Raw genomic sequence first — 18,211 nt, 5'->3', positions numbered from 1 at the left:
GCTCTAATCTTAGCTGATTTTGCCCGACTCTTACTGTGTAATTGAACTTTATCTGCTTAAGGGTCACTAATGCAACATTATATCGTGTTGTTAGGTAGGATAATTAATTTTCATGGCTTATAATATTAGATCTATACTCGGCAACGCTGAGTAAAATCATGACTAACTATAAACTTTCACTATTGCAGTGACACACCATGTTTAACAGGGGCGACTATTGCTTATTTTTCGTTATTTGACTGCTGAGGTTTTAAAATCGCAGGTCGCCGTATTTTTAACTTTGATGACCATTTTTTTGTCGCAAAAGTTAGTTAGTATTTTAGGCGATGCCTCTGAGGGTAGTATTCCTGCTAAATTAGTGCTATCGATGATCGCACTTAAATTGCCACAGTTAGCCTCGTTAATTTTACCATTGAGTATATTTTTAGGCATAATTTTGGCCTACAGCCGTATCTACGCCGATAGCGAAATGACCGTGCTTAAAGCCTGTGGTGTAAGTGAATGGTATGTGGTTAGAGTGACGCTTATATCAAGTGTGGGGTTGGCTATTTTAGCCGCCGCGCTCACTATGCATGTTGCCCCTTGGGCAAGCGAGCAAGAGTACCAATTAAAAGAGCAAGCTAAAGCCGATGCGGGATTATCTGCATTAAGGGCAGGTCGCTTTCAGCAAACCGGTAACGAAAAAGCCGTGGTGTTTATTCATAACATTGAAAACGGTGGAAAAGAGCTTAATAAAGTATTTGTAGCGCAACTCCCCGATAGCGAAAAAGACAACCTTGCACGCCTAGTTTATGCAGAGCAAGGAGTTGTAATTGAAGCGCAAAATGGCGAACAACAACTCGTTCTTAGCGACGGCAAACGCTATGAAACTGATGGCTTAACGCCAGCGCTCAATTTAACCGAGTTTGACGGTTATAGTGTACAAATACGTGAGCAAGAAATAGAGCACCAACGCCGTAAATTAGAAGCAATTCCTACTAATCAATTGTTGGCACTTAACACTCCAGAGGCAACCGCGCAGTGGCAATGGCGTATTGCTATACCGCTTTCTATTCCACTACTGACACTATTAGCAGTACCGTTAAGTGTGGTTAATCCACGCCAAGGTAAATTTGCTAAGTTAGTGCCGGCAATTAGCTTGTACTTAGGTTATTTTATTTTACTTAACGCTGCTAAATTTGCTGTTGAAGATGGCAAAATACCTCCCTCTATTGGCCTTTGGTGGATTCACTTAAGTGCCTTATTTATTGGCGGACTATTAATAATTAAAGGGCGACCACTTGGCGCTTGGCTTAAAGCGGTAATTACTAAGCGGGAGTTGGGCGCATGATGAAAACCCTTGATTGGTATTTAGGTCGCAGCATTTTACAAACCACCGGCTTTGCATTATTGGTACTGGTAGGCATTAGCACCTTAATTAAATTTATCGACCAGTTAAAGTCAGTTGGCCGTGGTAGTTACGATTTAATGACCGCGATGCTCTACACGCTTTACACAATACCGGGCGATTTAGTGGTGTTTTTTCCGATGGCCGCGCTCATTGGTGGCTTAACTGGGTTAGGAGCGCTTGCCTCAAACAGCGAGCTGGTGGTAATGCACGCTGCAGGTATGTCGCGCTTACAAATTATAAGCTCGGTAATGAAAACCGCCGTATTTATGGCGCTATGTATGATGGCATTAGGCGAGTGGGGAGTACCCGAGGCGCAATTACAAGCTAAAGAAATGCGTAACCAGGCAATTCATGGTGGCGATGTTTTTAATGCGCAAAAAGGCGTATGGGCAAAAGACGGCAATAACTTTATAAATATAGAAGATGTAGATCAAAATGGTAAATTAAATGGTGTACATATGTACCACTTTGATCAGTCGCTATCGCTTACACAAATAACGAAGGCAAAAGATGCGCTAAGTCGCGAAAACGGCTGGTTACTGCGCGGCGTCAATAAAGTAAAAATAAGTGATGAGCTTATTACTACAGAGCAAGTGCCTGAGGAGTTTTACCCATCACAACTTACTGCTGAAAAGCTGGGTGTGGTGTCGGTTAAACCTGAGTCGCTATCGTTTACTGGGTTATGGTCTTACTTAGACTATTTAGAGCAAAACGATCAAGATACCAGCACCTATGAACTCGCGCTTTGGCGCAAACTTATGCAGCCAATATCTATAGCCGTAATGTTGCTAGTTGCACTGTCGTTTATATTTGGCCCGTTGCGTACCGTCACTATGGGTGCACGTATTATAATGGGCGTAGTTACGGGTATAGTGTTTCATCTAACCAACGAAATATTTGGTCCTGTGGTTATGGTGTATCAAATACCTGCGTTTATTGGCGCTGTAGTGCCTAGCATTATATTCACCGGCTTTGCTGCTTACTTAATGAATAAACGCGCATAAAACTAGTTATAAAAAGGTAGTTACAAAAATACCTTAAAACAAAAAAGCGTGGCTACTTTATAAAAGTGCCACGCTTTTTTGTGCTTATAAATTACAGTGTATTACTTTTAATTAATCAAGCTCACGGTAAATGCGCTTGTTTTCTTCTTTGGTGAGTGCAATAACTTCGGTTTTAGAAAGATAATCTTGCAAAGCTTTTTTATTTTTAAAATCAACCAATACCACTAAATTACCTAAACCAAGTAATGCACTAACGCTGCGAATTATTGCTTGCGGCCAGCTAATAAGTTGCCCATCTAGAGTTTGTACTTTTAAGCGCCATGCGCGCATGCCAATGGTTTGCCCGCTTTTAGTCCAAAAATAAGCAAAAAAGAATACGTTTACTCCAACAAACAACGCACTTCTAATACCAGAGAGTAACGTGGAGTCTTGTATTAAAGCAGCAGGATCGTCAGTTTTAACTATCATTTCTAAAGACGTTAGTAGCTGAATGACTGCAAAGTAGAGTATGGCAGTAAGCATAGATAAAGAAATTACGACCAAGGCATCATAAATTAACGACGCCAAACGACGCCAAAAGCCAGCTCGTGGAAATTCATTCAACATAAATATACTCTCACTATTAATATGCGCGCTAGTTTAGCAAATAGGCTGGTAAATACTACCTCTTCAGTAAGGCATTAAAGCGCTGCGCAGAGTTAAATGTTAATGGTTGCTTAATTGTTAAGCGGTTGATTGTACTTATGTCATAAAACGCTTGCCGCTACCTTTATTGATTGTATAATGCTTAGCATAGAGACAAAGGCAGTTTTATAAACCTAAGCTCTAAAGTGGTTTTTCTTTATCTTCTGGTATTTAGAAGGTTAAAGAAAAATTATGCCAGCGTGATGAAATTGGTATACATGGGGGATTCAAAATCCCCTGCCGAAAGGCGTGCCGGTTCGAGTCCGGCCGCTGGTACCACTTTTTATAGCCCCGATCAAATTGGTCGGGGTTTTTTTATGCCTACAGAAAAGTGTAAACGGACACAACCCGCCGGACTCGAGCGGCACGCGGGAGTGCCGCTGTTATAAGTTAAGGTCCGGCCGCTGGTACCACTTTTTATAGCCCCGATCAAATTGGTCGGGGTTTTTTTATGCCTACAGAAAAGTGCAAACGGACACAACCCGCCGTACGCGAGTAGCACGCGGGAGTGCCGCTGTTATAAGTTAAAGTCCGGCCGCAGATGCCACTTTTTATAGCCCCTGTTAGATTTAGCAGGGGTTTTTTATGTCTACAGAAAATAATAAAGGCAAGCAGCACAGAAGTTGTCTTGTAATGACTACTTTATTTAAAGCATGATTACTCTAATAATCTGATGTGATCAGTATTTTACTTAATACCGCTTTATTTGGGCCGTTTATTAAATCGGCCAAGGTGTACTGATCTAAGCAATTAAAAAAGCTTTCTATTGCGTGTGAAAGTACTTTTTTGAGTTGGCATGCTGGTGTAATAATACAAAAGTTATTTTCACCAAAGCACTCTACTAATGCAGACTTCCCCTCAAAAGATCTAACTAATTGGCCTATGTTTATTTGTTCTGCAGCGTGATTTAGTTTGATCCCACCATTTTTTCCTCGGGTACTATTTATATAGCCTTGTGCACTTAATTGTTGCACCACCTTCATTAAGTGGTTTTTAGATACGCCATAGCATTCAGCTATCTCTTTTATTGTTTTAATTTCGTTAGTATTTTTATTTATAGCGAGGTAAATAAGTACGCGTAATGAGTAGTCGGTAAAACGAGAAATATTCATCTGTTGGCCTTTTGCTAATAAATTAAATTATATATTTAATTTATTAGCTCTACAGTACTTTTTTATTAATTACAGGCTGGTTATTAATTAACGTTACTTTTATTGATCTAAACATGCATTTTGTTTGCATGTTTAGGTGTATGTTAACTATGAGCCAATAATAACTGGTAATAATGCTAATTTTAGTCGTGGTTTGGTTACTTACGAAATAAAAAAGCAATTTTGTAAAAATAAACATTTATTTCAACATAATAAAGTACCTATGGAGAGTAGCGATATGCGTAATCGTCAGGGGGATAGCAATGAGAGAATATAAAAGGTTATGGTGGGCCCTTTTAGGGGTCGTCGCAGTCACCTTTTCATTATTAGGTTACTACGGCACAGAAATTTACCGTGAAGCACCGCCAATACCAGCCGCGTTTGTATCAGAAAGTGGCAAAGTGTTAACCACAGAAGAGCAAATACTTGACGGGCAAACTGCGTGGCAATCTGTTGGTGGCATGCAATTAGGTTCGGTTTGGGGGCATGGAGCTTATCAAGCGCCAGATTGGACAGCTGACTGGTTGCATCGCGAGTTAGTGAGTTGGTTAAATTTAGCTGCAGAAGATCAATTTGGCACAGCATACGATGAACTCAATGAGCAGCAACAGCATATGCTGCGCTATGATCTTAAAAAAGATTATAGAACAAATACTTATAATACAAAAACCAACACTGTGAGCTTGTCGTCGCGACGTATGCAGGCAATAGCGCAAACCAGTGATTATTATAATGCGTTGTTTGGTGGTGCAGCTGAGCTGCAGCAAACCCGTGCTAACTATGCAATGAAAGAAGTTACTTTGCCCAGTGCTGAGCGCAGGGCACGTTTAAACGAGTTCTTCTTTTGGACGGCTTGGGCGGCATCTACTGAGCGTTTAGATGGGAATGCAACCTATACCAATAACTGGCCGCATGAGCCGTTAATTGATAATAAACCCACTACCGAAAACATAGTATGGTCGCTGGTCAGTATTGTGTTACTGGTTGCAGGAATTGGAGCATTAGTGTGGGCGTGGGCATTTTTACGCAGGCAGGATGACGAAGAGCCAATCGTGCCAAAAACAGATCCTATTTTATCTTTTAACTTAACGCCTTCGCAAAAATCTTTAGGTAAATACTTATTTTTAATTGTAGCTTTGTTTACCTTTCAAATATTTGTAGGGGCATTTACCGCTCATTATACCGTTGAAGGGCAGGGCTTTTATGGCGTGCAAACCTCTGAATGGTTCCCCTATAGTTTAGTGCGAACTTGGCATATTCAGTCGGCGTTATTTTGGATTGCAACAGGCTTTTTAGCGGCTGGTTTATTTTTAGCCCCAATTATTAATGGTGGCGAAGATCCTAAGTTTCAAAAGCTGGGTGTTGATGTATTGTTTTGGGCGTTAGTATTGGTAGTAGTTGGCTCGTTTATTGGTCAGTACTTAGCAATTGCGCAAATAATGCCGCCAGAACTAAACTTTTGGTTAGGCCATCAGGGCTATGAATACATTGATTTAGGACGACTATGGCAAATTGGTAAATTTGTTGGAATATTGCTGTGGTTAGTATTAATGATGCGTTGTATTACACCCACTTTAAATAAAGAGGGTGATAAAAACTTACTGGTTTTATTTATGCTGTCGGTAATTGCGATTGGCTTATTTTATGGTGCGGGTTTTTTCTACGGCGAGCGTACGCATATTTCAGTAATGGAATATTGGCGCTGGTGGATTGTGCATTTATGGGTAGAAGGTTTCTTTGAAGTATTTGCCACAACAGCACTGGCCTTTATATTTTTTAATATGGGTTTAGTGTCTAAACGTATGGCTACAGTGGCTTCGTTAGCGTCGGCTTCGTTGTTTATGTTAGGCGGTGTTCCGGGGACTTTCCATCACTTGTACTTTTCGGGTACAACTACACCGGTTATGGCTGTAGGTGCAACTTTTAGTGCGCTTGAAGTAGTGCCACTTATAGTGCTTGGTCATGAAGCATGGGAGCATTATAAATTAAAAACGCGTGCGCCTTGGATGGAAAATGTTAAATGGCCAATAATGTATTTTGTAGCCGTTGCATTTTGGAATATGTTAGGTGCAGGTGTGCTGGGCTTTATGATCAACCCACCAATTGCTTTGTATTATATTCAAGGACTTAATACCACAGCAACACATGCTCATGCAGCTTTGTTTGGCGTTTATGGCTTTTTAGCGCTGGGCTTTACACTACTCATATTAAGATACATTCGCCCGCATTTAAAATTTGATGAAGGCTTAATGAAAACCTCTTTTTGGTGGATGAATATAGGGCTAGCGTTAATGCTATTCACTAGTTTATTACCGGTTGGTATTATTCAATTTGTTGCCAGCGCATCAGAGGGGCTTTGGTATGCACGTAGCGAAGCATTAATGCAAAGCGATACTTTGGTAACGCTACGCTGGGTGCGCACCATTGGTGATGTAGTATTTATGGTGGGCGCATTAGCGGTTACTTGGCAAGTTGTTAAAGGTGTATTTAGCTCGCCAGAAAAAGCAGTTAAAACGCCCTAGTTATATTGTAAATATATAAAATAAAGTTAAACAAAAATGACGCTAAACAGCGTCATTTTTTATTGGTGTTTTTACTCTAGTGAGTTTTAGTTACTATGTAGTTTATTAAATATTTTGCATAATAACTCAAAATAGCTGGGTAATTATTTGCATTGCTCAGTGCATTGCGCATTATCTACTTACTCACGTCAAAATTTTCTATAACAGCACTGCACAGTGTTGCTAAAGGCTGATAATAAAAAGGAACACAGATGAAACGCTCATTAATCTCATTAGCTATTGGCTTAGCAAGCCTAGGGGCATTTAATGCCAGTGCCAATATTAATATCGATAAACAGATAAATCAGGTTGAAGATAAGGTGATTGAATGGCGTCGCGATTTTCATCAGCACCCTGAGTTAAGTAACCGCGAAACACGCACCGCTGCGATTGTAGCACGCCATTTAAAAGCCTTAGGGATGCAGGTTGAAACTGACATTGCTTACACAGGTGTAGTGGGGGTTTTAAAAGGCGGTAAGCCGGGGCCAACAGTAATGCTGCGTGCCGATATGGATGCACTGCCAGTAACCGAAAAAGCCGATGTGCCTTTTAAATCACTGGTAACTACCAAGTATAATGGGGTTGATGTTGGGGTTATGCATGCCTGTGGGCACGACACGCATGTGGCTATGCTAATGGGTGCAGCTGAAGTATTAGCCGCTGTAAAAAATGAATTACACGGCGATATTATGTTTGTGTTTCAGCCAGCAGAAGAAGGCGCGCCACAAGGCGAAGAGGGCGGAGCTGAGTTAATGTTAAAAGAGGGGATATTTAAAAAGTATCAACCCGATGTGGCGTTTGGCATTCATGTTATGGCGGGATTAAACAGCGGCCAAATTGGCTATCGTAGTGGCCCAATTATGGCCAGTGCCGATCGCTTCGAGATAACGGTAAAAGGTAAGCAAACGCATGGTTCATCGCCTTGGGGTGGGGTCGATCCTATTTCAGTTGCTGCACAAATTGTCTCAGGGGTTAATCATATTGTTAGTCGTCAAATAGATATAACTAAAGAGCCTGCCATTATCTCGTTTGGTAAAATAGCTGGTGGCGTACGTAATAATATTATTCCCGATAGTGTAGAAATGGTAGGCACTATTCGTAATTTTGATATGGATAACCGCCAACAAATTTTTGAAAAATTAACCACTACAGCTACGCATATTGCTAAAGCGTCGGGAGCCGAAGCACAGGTAAATATTTTTAAAGGTTACCCAGTAACGGTGAATAACCCAGAGCTTACCGCGCAAATGTTGCCAACACTTAAAAATATAGTAGGTAAAGATAACCTGTTTGATGTGCCAAAAGTAACCGGCGCAGAAGACTTTGCTTTTTATGCGCAGCAAGTACCGGGTTTATTTTTGTTTTTAGGCGGCACGCCAACAGGGCAAGATGTAAAAACAGCACCAACCAACCATTCGCCGTATTTTTATGTTGACGAGTCAACGCTTAAAGTGGGCACTAAAGCAATGAGCCAGCTGGCGATTGACTATTTAGCTGCACAGCAAAAAAACTAACATAAACTTAGCTCACGCTAGGATTAAATAAATTACGGGCGCTAATAGAAGAGGCGCCCGTGTTGTTTTTGCAGTAATTAGCGTGTAAAAGCATTAGCAACTAGTATCAAAGAGCATAAGAAAGTACTCTCAAAGGTGTTTTTTTTACCAGTTCGGGTATTATCCGCCCCAACATAATTGATCGGTTGTAATTTATGACTCATTTAAGTGCAAAAGAAAATATTCAAGCCATTGTTAAAGCTATTAAGGCTGAAGAGGCGAAGCTACGCGCTAAGCATCCATTATTAACGCATCAAAATACCTTGGGATTGGTTATTTTACTGTTATCTCTTGGGGCATTAGTTGGGGTTGGCTTTTTATATTATTTAGCCATTATTCCTGCGTGGTTATGTATTATTTTAGCTGCTATGGCTGCATCTATTTCGCATGAGTTAGAGCATGATTTAATTCATAAACAGTATTTTAGTAATCAGCCATTTATGCATAATTTTATGATGCTAACCGTGTGGTTAATGCGCCCTAATACTATCAGCCCTTGGTATCGTCGTAAGTTACATTTACACCATCATAAAACTTCAGGCACACAACAAGACCTAGAAGAGCGCTTAGTGGGTAACGGTATTAAAAATCCTTTGTTACGCGCGTTGGTTATTGTGGATGGCTTATTAGGCTTATTAATTAACGCCAAACGTTTTTCTAAAGAAATTAAAGGCTTTCACTTTTTTAAGATATTTAATGCCGGTTTTCCTATTACCACCGCTTACTTTATTGTTTTATACAGCGTAATTATATTTCATGGCGTTAATTTATTTACTGGGCTTGCACAAAGCTCGCCGGCTTGGTTATTAAGCACTATGTCGCTATTTGAGTTTTTAATGGTGGTGTTAATTGTACCTAATATTGTGCGCTCGAGCTCGCTAAATTTTGTTACCTCGTGCATGCATTACTATGGCGGTGTAACCAATATGCTGGAGCAAACCCATGTGTTAACCAGTCGGGTATTTATGCCGTTTCACTTGTTTTGTTTTAACTTTGGTAAAACCCATAGTATTCATCACTTTGTGCCAAATCAGCCATTTTATTTACGCCAAATGCTAAGTAAAAAAGTGCTAAATGTAATGCGCGAACATGGCGTGCGTTTTAATGATTTTGCCAGTATTAAACAGGCAAATTTTTATAATGTTAACGCCAATTAAACTTTTAATTTAACTAAAATACCGTGGCAGTAATGATTGCAAAACCCACTGAAAATGAGCTAATTGCGCAATGTGTTGAAGCAATCAATTCAACTGGTTTTGCACAAAAAATAGTTAATTACATTGCTCATTTAGTGCAATTTGACTGCGCGGTGATTTTAGGCTGTAGAGCCCATAAACACCCCATTTATTTATACGACTCGATAGATACTCGACGCGAGTTATTGTTTCAGCGCTATTTAACCAATTCGTTTATTAACGATCCCTTTTATATTGAACTGTCAAAAAGTGGCCATGAAGGTGTGTATCGGTTAGTCGATATCAGCGCAAATAAAGACTTAGCAGCTTATACCCAATACCAGCAACAGTTTTATAACGAAACCGGTTGGGTAGATGAACTAAGTATAAGTGTGCGCACAGATGAGAGCCGCTGGATTGTTATTTATTTAGGCTTTTTAGAAAGCAAACAACGCTTTAGCGCTGCACAAAAAAGCACCTTAATAGCTCATTTTAGCCTTATAAAAGCATTATGCCGCCAACATTGGGGCAATAACTTATTATTGCTTGGGCCTTTAACTACCACAGCTACAGGGCAATTAATTGAGCGTGGCTTAGCTACCTTTGCCAACGAGCAACTTACCACCCGCGAGCGACAAATAGCTATGCTATTAGTGCAAGGCTGCGACTCTAACGATATTGCTAAGCAATTAAATATCACCTTAGGTACAGTTAAAAACCACCGTAAACGTATTTACGCACAATTAAAAGTGTCTTCGTTGAGTGAGTTTTTTCAGCTGTTTTTAAACCACTTAATCACTAGCGAGTAAGATCAGTTAGCATAAATATTTGCCTTGCCTTAATACTACTTTCGCACCGTTAAACAGCGCTTCTACTTAAATTGATTAATATAAAGTACTTTCTATCCCTTTAGGGATATATGGTTATGTAGCAGCTTTAATTAGTATTTTTACCCTAACTAATTAACACATGTGTGTGGGATAAATACAATGACAACACAATTACTGGAAGATATTACACATCGCGGCCTGGTTTCTCAGGTTAGTGATTTAGCGCAGCTTGAGCAGTTATTAGCAACCTCGCAAGTTGTGTATTGTGGCTTTGATCCTACCGCGGGCAGTTTACATATTGGCCATTTAGTACCTTTGCTAATGCTAAAGCGTTTTAATGATGCCGGTCATAAAGCGGTGGCATTAATTGGTGGCGCAACCGGGTTAATTGGCGATCCAAGCTTTAAAGCCACCGAGCGCAGCTTAAACAGTAAAGAAACCGTACAAGGTTGGGTAGCAGATTTAAGCTCACAAGTAGAGAGTGTAATGAACCCGCATTTAAGCGAGCCAATTCAATTAAAAAATAATGCCGACTGGTTTAGCGGTATTGAAGTGTTGGATTTTTTTCGCGATGTAGGTAAGCACTTTTCAATTAATAATATGATCAACCGCGAGTCGGTAAAGCAACGTTTGCAACGCCCTGATCAAGGTTTATCGTTTACTGAATTTAGTTACACTTTATTGCAGTCGTACGACTTTGCTAAATTAAATAGCGAACTGGGTTGTAGTGTGCAAATTGGCGGCAACGATCAGTGGGGGAATATAGTAAGTGGGATTGATTTAACCCGCCGCTTAAATAAGCAAACTGTGTATGGATTAACTTTGCCACTTATTACTAAATCAGACGGTACTAAGTTTGGTAAAACGGAAGGCGGCGCAATTTGGCTTGATCCGAAAAAAACCTCACCGTATCGCTTTTACCAATTTTGGTTAAATTGTGACGATGCCGATGTATACAACTTTTTGCGTTTTTACACCTTTTTATCGGTAAAAGAAATTGAAGCCATTGAAGCGAATGACATTACCAGCCAACAAAAGCCTCAAGCGCAAGGTATTTTAGCCGAGCAATTAACCCGCTTTGTACATGGCGAACAAGGCTTAGCAAGCGCGCAGCGCATTACGCAATTATTGTTTAACGGCCAAGTACAAACACTCACCTTGGCAGAGCTTGAGCAATTAGAGCAAGATGGGCTCGCCGTACACGCTATTAGCGACGCGAAAATTAATATTGCTGAGTTACTGGTTAAAAGTGAACTGGCCAGCTCAAAGCGTACTGCACGTGAGTTAATAAACGCGAATGCGATTAAAATTAATGGCGAGGCCATTACAGATGAGCACGCACAGTTAGATTTTCCGCTGTTTGATCGTTTTTGGGTAATGCAGCGTGGTAAAAAGCAATTTAGGCTTATTAAGTTAGCTTAAAGTGTTACAGGCGTGTTGAATTGAACATCCTATGAAATAAAAAACGCACATAGCCTGTCTACTAATTAGGTTAATAGCCTTTTTGAGGTAGTACTATGTGTAGTTCAATGAAACGTAGCCGTGAGGTAAAAAAGTTACAGCTTAACTTTGAAGACAATCTTAGTAATGAGCAACGCTTGCGCTTTGCTGCTAAAGCAAATATAGCGCAAGCGCGCCGTGATGCGCTTAATAAAAACAGTGCTGATAAGCATATTGCTAAATCACGCTTTTTTAATTTATTTCGTTGGTTTAAACAGTATTTATCATAAATTTAGAGGCACTAAATAGTTGCTTTAGGCTGTGGTTTTTTATTGCTATGCAGGTACATTTTTAATATAAAACTCGTGTAATACCGAAGCACCCTTAAGGGTGGAGCTCGTTAAAAATAATGGATATATAAAATGAACATAACTGGAAGCTGTTACTGCGGCGACATAAAATACCAAGCGAAAACACAAAGTAACACGCTATTAGTGTGCCACTGTAGTGATTGCCAACGCATGTCGAGTGGGCCATTTAGAGCGGTAATAATGAGTGAGCCTAACGGCGTTACTTTTACGCAAGGTAAGCCTAAAGAATATATAAAAACGGCGCAAAGTGGTAATAAACGTGCGCAAGGGTTTTGTGGTAATTGTGGCACCTCACTTTATGCTACCAACGAAGCGACAGAAAACCGTGTATATGGCCTTAGAATAGGGGCGGTTGATCAACGCGATGAGTTTACGCCAGTAGCGCAAATTTGGTGTCAGTCTAGCGTTAGTTGGTTGAACGATTTAGTGCAAGTGCCTGCATTTGCCACCACCCCAAAAAATTAGGTTTATGATGAAAAAAATAACATTAATTACCTTATTCGCCAGTGTATTGAGCAATGGTTTTGCTAATGCAAAAAACAGTGATATTGAGCACTTAAATGCGGCCTCAGCAAGTTTACCTTTTTCGCAAATTGTAAGGGTCGATAATACCTTGTATATGTCGGGTCAAATTGGGCTTACAAGCAGTGGTAAACTAGCACAAGGTGGTTTTGCAGCAGAGACTAGGCAAACGCTCGAAAATATAAAAAGCACCCTAGAGCAGCATAATTACAGTATGAAAAACATAGTAAAGTGTACGGTTATGCTAACCGACATAAATGACTTTAAAATGTTTAATAAAATATATGCTGAATACTTTACCCCGCCATATCCTGCGCGCAGTGCGTTTGCAGTAAAAGCGTTAGCACTAAATTCAGTTGTAGAGGTTGAATGTATTGGCGCTGTTTAAGCTAAATATATAAAAAGTACTAAACTATAATTAGTTATAAAAGTGGGCAAATGATTACACCGCCCACTTTTAATTAACGCTTACGCTTTGTTGCGCATAGTAATATTACGCCCGCCTAAATAACCAAACACCGCACATAGCGCGCTCGCACCCGCGCAAAACCATAAAGTAGATGCCCAGTTACCAAAATAACTATGCAGCGCACCTGCAATAATAGGCCCAGTAGCGGCAAGTAAATAACCAATACACTGCGCCATACCAGAAAGTGCCGCAGCTTGATGTGAGTCGTGAGTACGTAAACTAATAAACGACAAGCCCAATATAAAGCATGCACCCGAGCAAAACCCCATAGTGATTGACCACACAGACGCATAGTCTGGCATATACAACAGTCCAATCGACGACAGGCTTGCCAACACTCCTAAAACAAAGGTGAGTACGCGCTGATCTTTTAGTTTTGCTAATAAGGGAATTAAGATAATACCGGGTAAAGCCGAAGCTACCTGAAATGAGCCTTGCAGCGCACCCGCTTGTTGTGCGCTGTGGCCACTGTCTATTAAAATGCTTGGTAACCAGCCAATAATTATATAAGTAAATAACGAGTTACAGCCAAGTAGCAAGGTAATTTGCCACGCAAGGGCTTGGCGCCACACTTTAACGTCACCGGTGTTTTCAACCAGATCTTTAGTCGGTTTGGTGCGTAGCTTTAATTGCGGTAACCAAATAAATAAACTTATTAAAGTAATTAACGCGTAACTGGCTAAAGCAATTTGCCAGCCCATTTGTTTATATTCGGCAAGGGGAATAATTAACGCTGAGTAACTACCGCCAAAAATACCCATAGCAAGCACATACGCCGAGGTCATTACAGCCACTTTGTGTGCAAAGTCGCGCTTAATTAAACTCGGTAACAGCACATTACCTATCGCAATGCCGACCCCAATGACGGCGGTGCCTAAATAAAGTACCGGCACAGAATCTATCATGCGCGATGCTAAGCCTAAGCCAATTAAAATAAGGGCAATAAAAAGCGACACTTCTAAGCCTTGCCTTTTAGCTAAACTAGTGGCTAATGGGCTTGCTAAAGCAAATGCAATTAACGGTAAGGTGGTAAGCATACCGGCTTGTGATGCGCTTAAATTAAAACTAAGAATTATTTGGTCCAGCACGGGGGCTAAACCAGTCACTGGCGCACGTAAGTTACTGGCAATAAGTAAAATTCCCAGTACTAATAATGCGTAAGATAAGCGAGATTGAGATTGTTGAGTTAACAAGGTAAACGTCCTAGCAGGTTGGTTATTTAGCAAGAAGCAATAGAGACTAGTATAAAGGCTAAGTCATCACTATAATTTAGTAAAAGAGACATTAAATAACTAAAAACAGACAAAATGCAGCTTCCCCAAGATTGGAATGAAATAAAAAACTTTGAAATCATGCCGCAGCCGGTTATTGCTAAAATAGAATATGCCCAGCTTAGCCGTGAAATTCCGCTGCATACTCATCCAAAAGGGCAGTTAATTTTAGCCCTGCACGGTTATGTTACCTGTGAAGTGGCAACAAAAATGTGGATGGTGCCTACTCATAGCGCCATTTGGATCCCGGCAAATGTAGAGCACAGTAATAGAGCATCTGATAATGCGCATTTATGCCACTTATTTATTGATGCAAACTTACAAGGTATGCCAAGTACAGCCTGTACATTAACCATTAGCCCATTAATAAAAGAGTTAATGCTTAGTTTGGCAAGTAATCAGCAAAACTATAGCTTAACGGGTAAAACCGCACGGCTTGCACAGGTATTATTTGATCAGCTGGTGGATATGCCAATTCAACCTTTAGACTTTGTACTATCAAAAAACAGTGTTATTAAAAACATGAGCAATCAACTTATTAGCCAGCCTTATAGCCGTAAAACATTGCCACAATGGGCACAGCAATTTGCTTTAACTGAACGTACTTTAGCGCGGTTAATAAAAAAAGAAACCGGTATGACCTTTGGTAAATGGCGCACTCAATTGCATATTATAATTGCACTGCAGGCGTTATCTAATCAGCAAAGTGTGCAGCAGGTATCGGAGCTATTAGGTTATGAGTCGGTGAGTGCGTTTATTACTATGTTTAAAAAAGTAATGAAAAAATCGCCCATGCGTTACATGAGCGATCTGGATGTTTACCAGCTATAAGTTGCTGAGATCATGGCGTTACGTGGCCGCCCTGGAAAGTAGCGGTCGCCGGTAAAGCTAGTGTAATCGGCGCGCTCGGCATAAGCGGTATCGGTTAAGTTAATAATACGCGCTGCAAGCGCTAAGTTATTTGTTATTTGCCACTGTGCTCGTAAACTTAAAATGTCATGCCCGTCATAACTGTGTAAGTTTTCAGGATCGGTATAGTAACGACCAACATGATGCCATTGCAGTGCCACATTGGCGTTATTAAACGCCTGCCAGGTTAAATCTAAATTGGCAATTTTACGCGGGGCGGTATCAACATCATTATCTTTAATATTGATATTATTGAGTATTTGCTCATTAGTATAACTATGCTTGGCATAACTGGCGGCAAAGTTAACTGACCAAGTTGAGGTGAGAGCATGCTCAAGTTCAAGCTCAATCCCGCGGTGGCGCGAGCTGCCATTATTCACGGTAAAAAAGTCGCTGTCGCGGTAAATAGTATGGTGCTTACTCATAGCATAAACCGATAAATTATAACGACTATTTTGATAAACGCCTTTTAAGCCAAACTCAGCATTATTAGCTATTTCGGCACTTAAATTAGTGGTGTTTTGCTGGCGTTGTAACTGATATAACTCGGCGGCTTGTGGCGCTCGGTAGCCACGCGAAAAGTTAGCATAAAGCAGGTTATTAACAGTGTACTGATAGCTAACCCCAAGTTTTGGCGATAAGTTACTAAAATTATTTTTTGTACTTGCAGGGCGGCTATATCGGCAACCACCAAATCCGCACTCTGTACCGTCTTCTTTCGTGCGCCCCGCTAACATGTTGTTAGTGTAGTCGTATTGCATGTGCTCATAACGAGCGCCAAGAGTCACTAACCAATCGTTTAGTTGCAGATCAACACTGGCAAAAGGTGCATATAAAGTGGCATTTACGTCGTAATCGTAATGCTTACCTTGGGGGACCGTAGCAACTAAAAATGCCGAGCCTTGAGTTGGCTTGTTTTGACTTTGTAAAAAGTCGGCGCGGGTGTATTCGCCATCTAGGCCAAAGTTAAGCTTAATATTATCCTCTAGCTGATGCTGATAAAGCGACTGCAGCCCCACACCGGTTTGACTGTTGTACTCTAGTGGCGTACCAGGTAAAAAATGCTTAAAAAAGTCCATACTTTGGTTACGAAAATACACCGTTGTTGAGAGTGTATCGTCATTTATTTGCCAAGTGGCGTTACTCCATACTCGTAACGAACGTGCTTTTCTAAACGCATCCGGATCAAAGTTTTGTTGTGCTATGCTCTCGTCTTTATAGCTTTTAAGGCCAGTAATAAAGCCTGCGGTTTGTTGATCTAAATGGGTATAAGTAAGCCCAGAAGTAAGCGCTAAATCGCTATTATTATACCGGTGACGTAAGTTTACCTTTTGTTGTTTTACGCTTTCATCATCGCGATAGCCGCTGTCGTCAGTAATGCTGGCGTTAATACCTAACCCACTGCTGCCCATATCGTGGCCAGCACGTAATTTATAGCGGTTATAGCCAAACGAGCCATAATCTAGTCCGATTAAGCCGCCATCTTGCGTTGTATCTGGGGTGATCACGTTAATAACCCCATGCACCGCATTTGAGCCATACAGGGCAGAGCCAGGGCCTTTAAGTACCTCTATACGCTGCGCCATTTCGCTATGTGCTTCAAACAACTCGTTTATATTACAAAACCCAGCTGCTCTTAGTGCAATACCATCCTCAAGTGTGAGTAAACCACCACAGGCACCTGCACCGGATAAAACAGGTGAGCGCAGCGCGGGTAAATATTCTTGGCCATTACCACGTTGTATATTTGCGCCAGCGACTCTTTGCATGGCTTCTTCAATATGCGTAGGAGCAATGGCATTTAATTGTGCTTCATTGAGCACGCTAATAATTACGGGTAACTGTGTACTAAGCGCCTCAACACGCGACGCAGTGGTTGTTATGCGCTCAATTGGCTGAGCATCATTTTGCTTGGCAATGGCTATAAGTGGTAGCTGAGAGAGTAACAGCAAAGGGGGTAAGTAATGGCGTTTCATATATTCCTACACATTGATTATATGGCAATAGTGCTATGGTAAGCGTTAGGCAAACGTATTGAAATAACTTGCGTTAAACGGTATTGCGTAAACGATAAAGCCGATAAGTAATTGATAAAATAAAGCACATAACAGCCGGTACTACTAAAGTTGCTACAGAAAACAATTCAAATAGCATAAACCCAATTACACCACCGCATAAAAAACCTAGGGTGATCAGTAAAAACACCATGAATTTTCGGCCATCTACAGCATCGCCTTTTAATGCGCGGCCCATCATTAAACCAAGGTCGGTAAAAATACCGGTTAAATGTGTAGTACGTACTACTGCGCCACTGTAATTGGTTGCCAGCGCATTTTGTAAACCACAAGCGGCAGATGCCAGCACTATGCCATAAACAAAGGAGCTATAAAGTAAGTAGGCACTGGCTAGTAGTAATAACCCTTCAATAAACAATAAAGTATCGTAATGTCGGCCTAACTTTAACGAACCACCGTTGAGTAAAAACCCCGACAACGCAGAGCCAAGCATAAAGCTAATTATGATACTAAACAGTAATAATGCCGCACTGCCATCACTCATTAATTTAATGCCAAATAAAGTAACAGAGCCCGACAAATGAGAAATAGCCTGATGTTCAAATCCTAATAAACCCACGGCGTTCACAATGCCGGCAATAAATGCCAGTGTAAATGCGCCATATTCAACCCAGCGTGGCAGCTTTGTAAACATAGTTAACTTCTCTATACTTGGTTATAGATATATTTAATATCATACACTTAAACTTTCTTCTTCTAAAATAATGATAAAAAATAACCGTAATTAAATATATCTCTATTTTATATGGCTTAAGTTAAATTGATCGTGCAATTTTAGTGCTTCGTATTAGTTATTTTTTAAAGAG

At 40.6% G+C, this 18,211-nt stretch carries 16 protein-coding genes and 1 tRNA gene; 12 read left to right on the top strand and 5 right to left on the bottom strand.

Annotated features, from left to right (window positions below; all coding sequences use genetic code 11):
- Positions 1 to 217 precede the first annotated feature (217 nt).
- On the top strand, positions 218 to 1,330 hold the full coding sequence (gene lptF, locus RB215_RS11790) for an LPS export ABC transporter permease LptF (RefSeq protein ID WP_011329072.1): 1,113 nt from the start codon (positions 218 to 220) through the stop codon (positions 1,328 to 1,330).
- The gene (gene lptG / locus RB215_RS11785) at positions 1,327 to 2,394 is read left to right on the top strand and encodes an LPS export ABC transporter permease LptG (RefSeq protein WP_089368699.1); all 1,068 of its coding nucleotides are present in this window, start codon (positions 1,327 to 1,329) and stop codon (positions 2,392 to 2,394) included. Before lptF ends, lptG begins: the two co-directional genes overlap by 4 nt.
- A 111-nt stretch (positions 2,395 to 2,505) precedes the next feature.
- Here lptG and RB215_RS11780 read toward each other — a convergent pair whose 3' ends face one another.
- Positions 2,506 to 3,000 carry an RDD family protein gene (locus RB215_RS11780; RefSeq protein ID WP_309216456.1) on the bottom strand — a complete coding sequence of 165 codons (495 nt, stop codon included), beginning with the start codon at positions 2,998 to 3,000 and terminating at the stop codon, positions 2,506 to 2,508.
- A 272-nt stretch (positions 3,001 to 3,272) separates the two neighbouring features.
- Between RB215_RS11780 and RB215_RS11775 the strand changes: the two genes are divergently transcribed.
- Positions 3,273 to 3,357: transfer RNA gene (locus tag RB215_RS11775), tRNA-Leu, on the top strand.
- 383 nt (positions 3,358 to 3,740) lie between these two features.
- Here the strand turns inward: RB215_RS11775 and RB215_RS11770 are convergent.
- Positions 3,741 to 4,190 (bottom strand): Rrf2 family transcriptional regulator, encoded by a 450-nt coding sequence (locus RB215_RS11770; RefSeq protein ID WP_011329069.1) that lies wholly within the window; start codon positions 4,188 to 4,190, stop codon positions 3,741 to 3,743.
- Between the two features lie 302 nt (positions 4,191 to 4,492).
- Between RB215_RS11770 and RB215_RS11765 the strand changes: the two genes are divergently transcribed.
- From RB215_RS11765 to RB215_RS11730, 8 genes are all read left to right on the top strand, one after another.
- On the top strand, positions 4,493 to 6,751 hold the full coding sequence (locus RB215_RS11765; RefSeq protein ID WP_086993231.1) for a nitric-oxide reductase large subunit: 2,259 nt from the start codon (positions 4,493 to 4,495) through the stop codon (positions 6,749 to 6,751).
- 251 nt (positions 6,752 to 7,002) lie between these two features.
- Positions 7,003 to 8,304 carry a M20 family metallopeptidase gene (locus RB215_RS11760; RefSeq protein WP_208834263.1) on the top strand — a complete coding sequence of 434 codons (1,302 nt, stop codon included), beginning with the start codon at positions 7,003 to 7,005 and terminating at the stop codon, positions 8,302 to 8,304.
- Between the two features lie 194 nt (positions 8,305 to 8,498).
- Positions 8,499 to 9,500, top strand: a complete 1,002-nt coding sequence (locus RB215_RS11755) for a fatty acid desaturase (protein WP_309216453.1) — start codon at positions 8,499 to 8,501, stop codon at positions 9,498 to 9,500.
- Positions 9,501 to 9,532: 32 nt separating this feature from the next.
- Positions 9,533 to 10,327, top strand: a complete 795-nt coding sequence (locus tag RB215_RS11750) for a LuxR C-terminal-related transcriptional regulator (RefSeq protein WP_011329064.1) — start codon at positions 9,533 to 9,535, stop codon at positions 10,325 to 10,327.
- 180 nt (positions 10,328 to 10,507) lie between these two features.
- Positions 10,508 to 11,770 (top strand): tyrosine--tRNA ligase, encoded by a 1,263-nt coding sequence (tyrS, locus tag RB215_RS11745; protein WP_011329063.1) that lies wholly within the window; start codon positions 10,508 to 10,510, stop codon positions 11,768 to 11,770.
- A gap of 95 nt (positions 11,771 to 11,865) precedes the next feature.
- The gene (locus RB215_RS11740; RefSeq protein ID WP_309216451.1) at positions 11,866 to 12,078 is read left to right on the top strand and encodes a hypothetical protein; all 213 of its coding nucleotides are present in this window, start codon (positions 11,866 to 11,868) and stop codon (positions 12,076 to 12,078) included.
- 132 nt (positions 12,079 to 12,210) lie between these two features.
- Positions 12,211 to 12,624: a GFA family protein gene (locus RB215_RS11735; protein WP_011329061.1), complete on the top strand. Its 414-nt coding sequence runs from the start codon at positions 12,211 to 12,213 to the stop codon at positions 12,622 to 12,624.
- Between the two features lie 7 nt (positions 12,625 to 12,631).
- Positions 12,632 to 13,069: a Rid family detoxifying hydrolase gene (locus tag RB215_RS11730; protein WP_309216449.1), complete on the top strand. Its 438-nt coding sequence runs from the start codon at positions 12,632 to 12,634 to the stop codon at positions 13,067 to 13,069.
- A gap of 80 nt (positions 13,070 to 13,149) precedes the next feature.
- On the opposite strand, the gene RB215_RS11725 is transcribed toward RB215_RS11730, so the two are convergent.
- Positions 13,150 to 14,343 (bottom strand): MFS transporter, encoded by a 1,194-nt coding sequence (locus RB215_RS11725; protein ID WP_011329059.1) that lies wholly within the window; start codon positions 14,341 to 14,343, stop codon positions 13,150 to 13,152.
- 114 nt (positions 14,344 to 14,457) lie between these two features.
- On the opposite strand from RB215_RS11725, the gene RB215_RS11720 reads away from it, so the two are divergent.
- Positions 14,458 to 15,252 carry a helix-turn-helix domain-containing protein gene (locus RB215_RS11720; protein ID WP_011329058.1) on the top strand — a complete coding sequence of 265 codons (795 nt, stop codon included), beginning with the start codon at positions 14,458 to 14,460 and terminating at the stop codon, positions 15,250 to 15,252.
- Here the strand turns inward: RB215_RS11720 and RB215_RS11715 are convergent.
- Both RB215_RS11715 and RB215_RS11710 read right to left on the bottom strand, forming a co-directional pair.
- Positions 15,240 to 17,306, bottom strand: a complete 2,067-nt coding sequence (locus RB215_RS11715; protein ID WP_309216446.1) for a TonB-dependent receptor — start codon at positions 17,304 to 17,306, stop codon at positions 15,240 to 15,242. The genes RB215_RS11720 and RB215_RS11715 overlap by 13 nt on opposite strands.
- Before the next feature lie 73 nt (positions 17,307 to 17,379).
- Entirely contained in the window at positions 17,380 to 18,039 is a 660-nt protein-coding gene (locus RB215_RS11710; protein WP_011329056.1) for a YoaK family protein, read from the bottom strand.
- Positions 18,040 to 18,211 lie beyond the last annotated feature (172 nt).

Origin of the sequence: Pseudoalteromonas sp. HL-AS2 (assembly GCF_031198805.1) — a bacterium.
Taxonomy (GTDB): domain Bacteria; phylum Pseudomonadota; class Gammaproteobacteria; order Enterobacterales; family Alteromonadaceae; genus Pseudoalteromonas; species Pseudoalteromonas nigrifaciens.
The sequence above is the reverse complement of the archived record's forward strand: the minus strand, read 5'-3'. Positions and strand labels throughout refer to the sequence as shown.

Bases quoted from the DNA above. Each gene is read 5' to 3' on its own strand.
- RB215_RS11755 (WP_309216453.1), top strand. From the start codon at position 8,499: ATGACTCATTTAAGTGCAAAAGAAAATATTCAAGCCATTGTTAAAGCT.
- RB215_RS11710 (WP_011329056.1), bottom strand. From the start codon at position 18,039: ATGTTTACAAAGCTGCCACGCTGGGTTGAATATGGCGCATTTACACTG.
- RB215_RS11780 (WP_309216456.1), bottom strand. From the start codon at position 3,000: ATGTTGAATGAATTTCCACGAGCTGGCTTTTGGCGTCGTTTGGCGTCG.
- RB215_RS11750 (WP_011329064.1), top strand. From the start codon at position 9,533: ATGATTGCAAAACCCACTGAAAATGAGCTAATTGCGCAATGTGTTGAA.
- tyrS (WP_011329063.1), top strand. From the start codon at position 10,508: ATGACAACACAATTACTGGAAGATATTACACATCGCGGCCTGGTTTCT.
- RB215_RS11760 (WP_208834263.1), top strand. From the start codon at position 7,003: ATGAAACGCTCATTAATCTCATTAGCTATTGGCTTAGCAAGCCTAGGG.
- RB215_RS11765 (WP_086993231.1), top strand. From the start codon at position 4,493: ATGAGAGAATATAAAAGGTTATGGTGGGCCCTTTTAGGGGTCGTCGCA.
- RB215_RS11730 (WP_309216449.1), top strand. From the start codon at position 12,632: ATGAAAAAAATAACATTAATTACCTTATTCGCCAGTGTATTGAGCAAT.
- lptG (WP_089368699.1), top strand. From the start codon at position 1,327: ATGATGAAAACCCTTGATTGGTATTTAGGTCGCAGCATTTTACAAACC.
- RB215_RS11770 (WP_011329069.1), bottom strand. From the start codon at position 4,190: ATGAATATTTCTCGTTTTACCGACTACTCATTACGCGTACTTATTTAC.
- RB215_RS11715 (WP_309216446.1), bottom strand. From the start codon at position 17,306: ATGAAACGCCATTACTTACCCCCTTTGCTGTTACTCTCTCAGCTACCA.
- RB215_RS11735 (WP_011329061.1), top strand. From the start codon at position 12,211: ATGAACATAACTGGAAGCTGTTACTGCGGCGACATAAAATACCAAGCG.
- RB215_RS11740 (WP_309216451.1), top strand. From the start codon at position 11,866: ATGTGTAGTTCAATGAAACGTAGCCGTGAGGTAAAAAAGTTACAGCTT.
- RB215_RS11720 (WP_011329058.1), top strand. From the start codon at position 14,458: ATGCAGCTTCCCCAAGATTGGAATGAAATAAAAAACTTTGAAATCATG.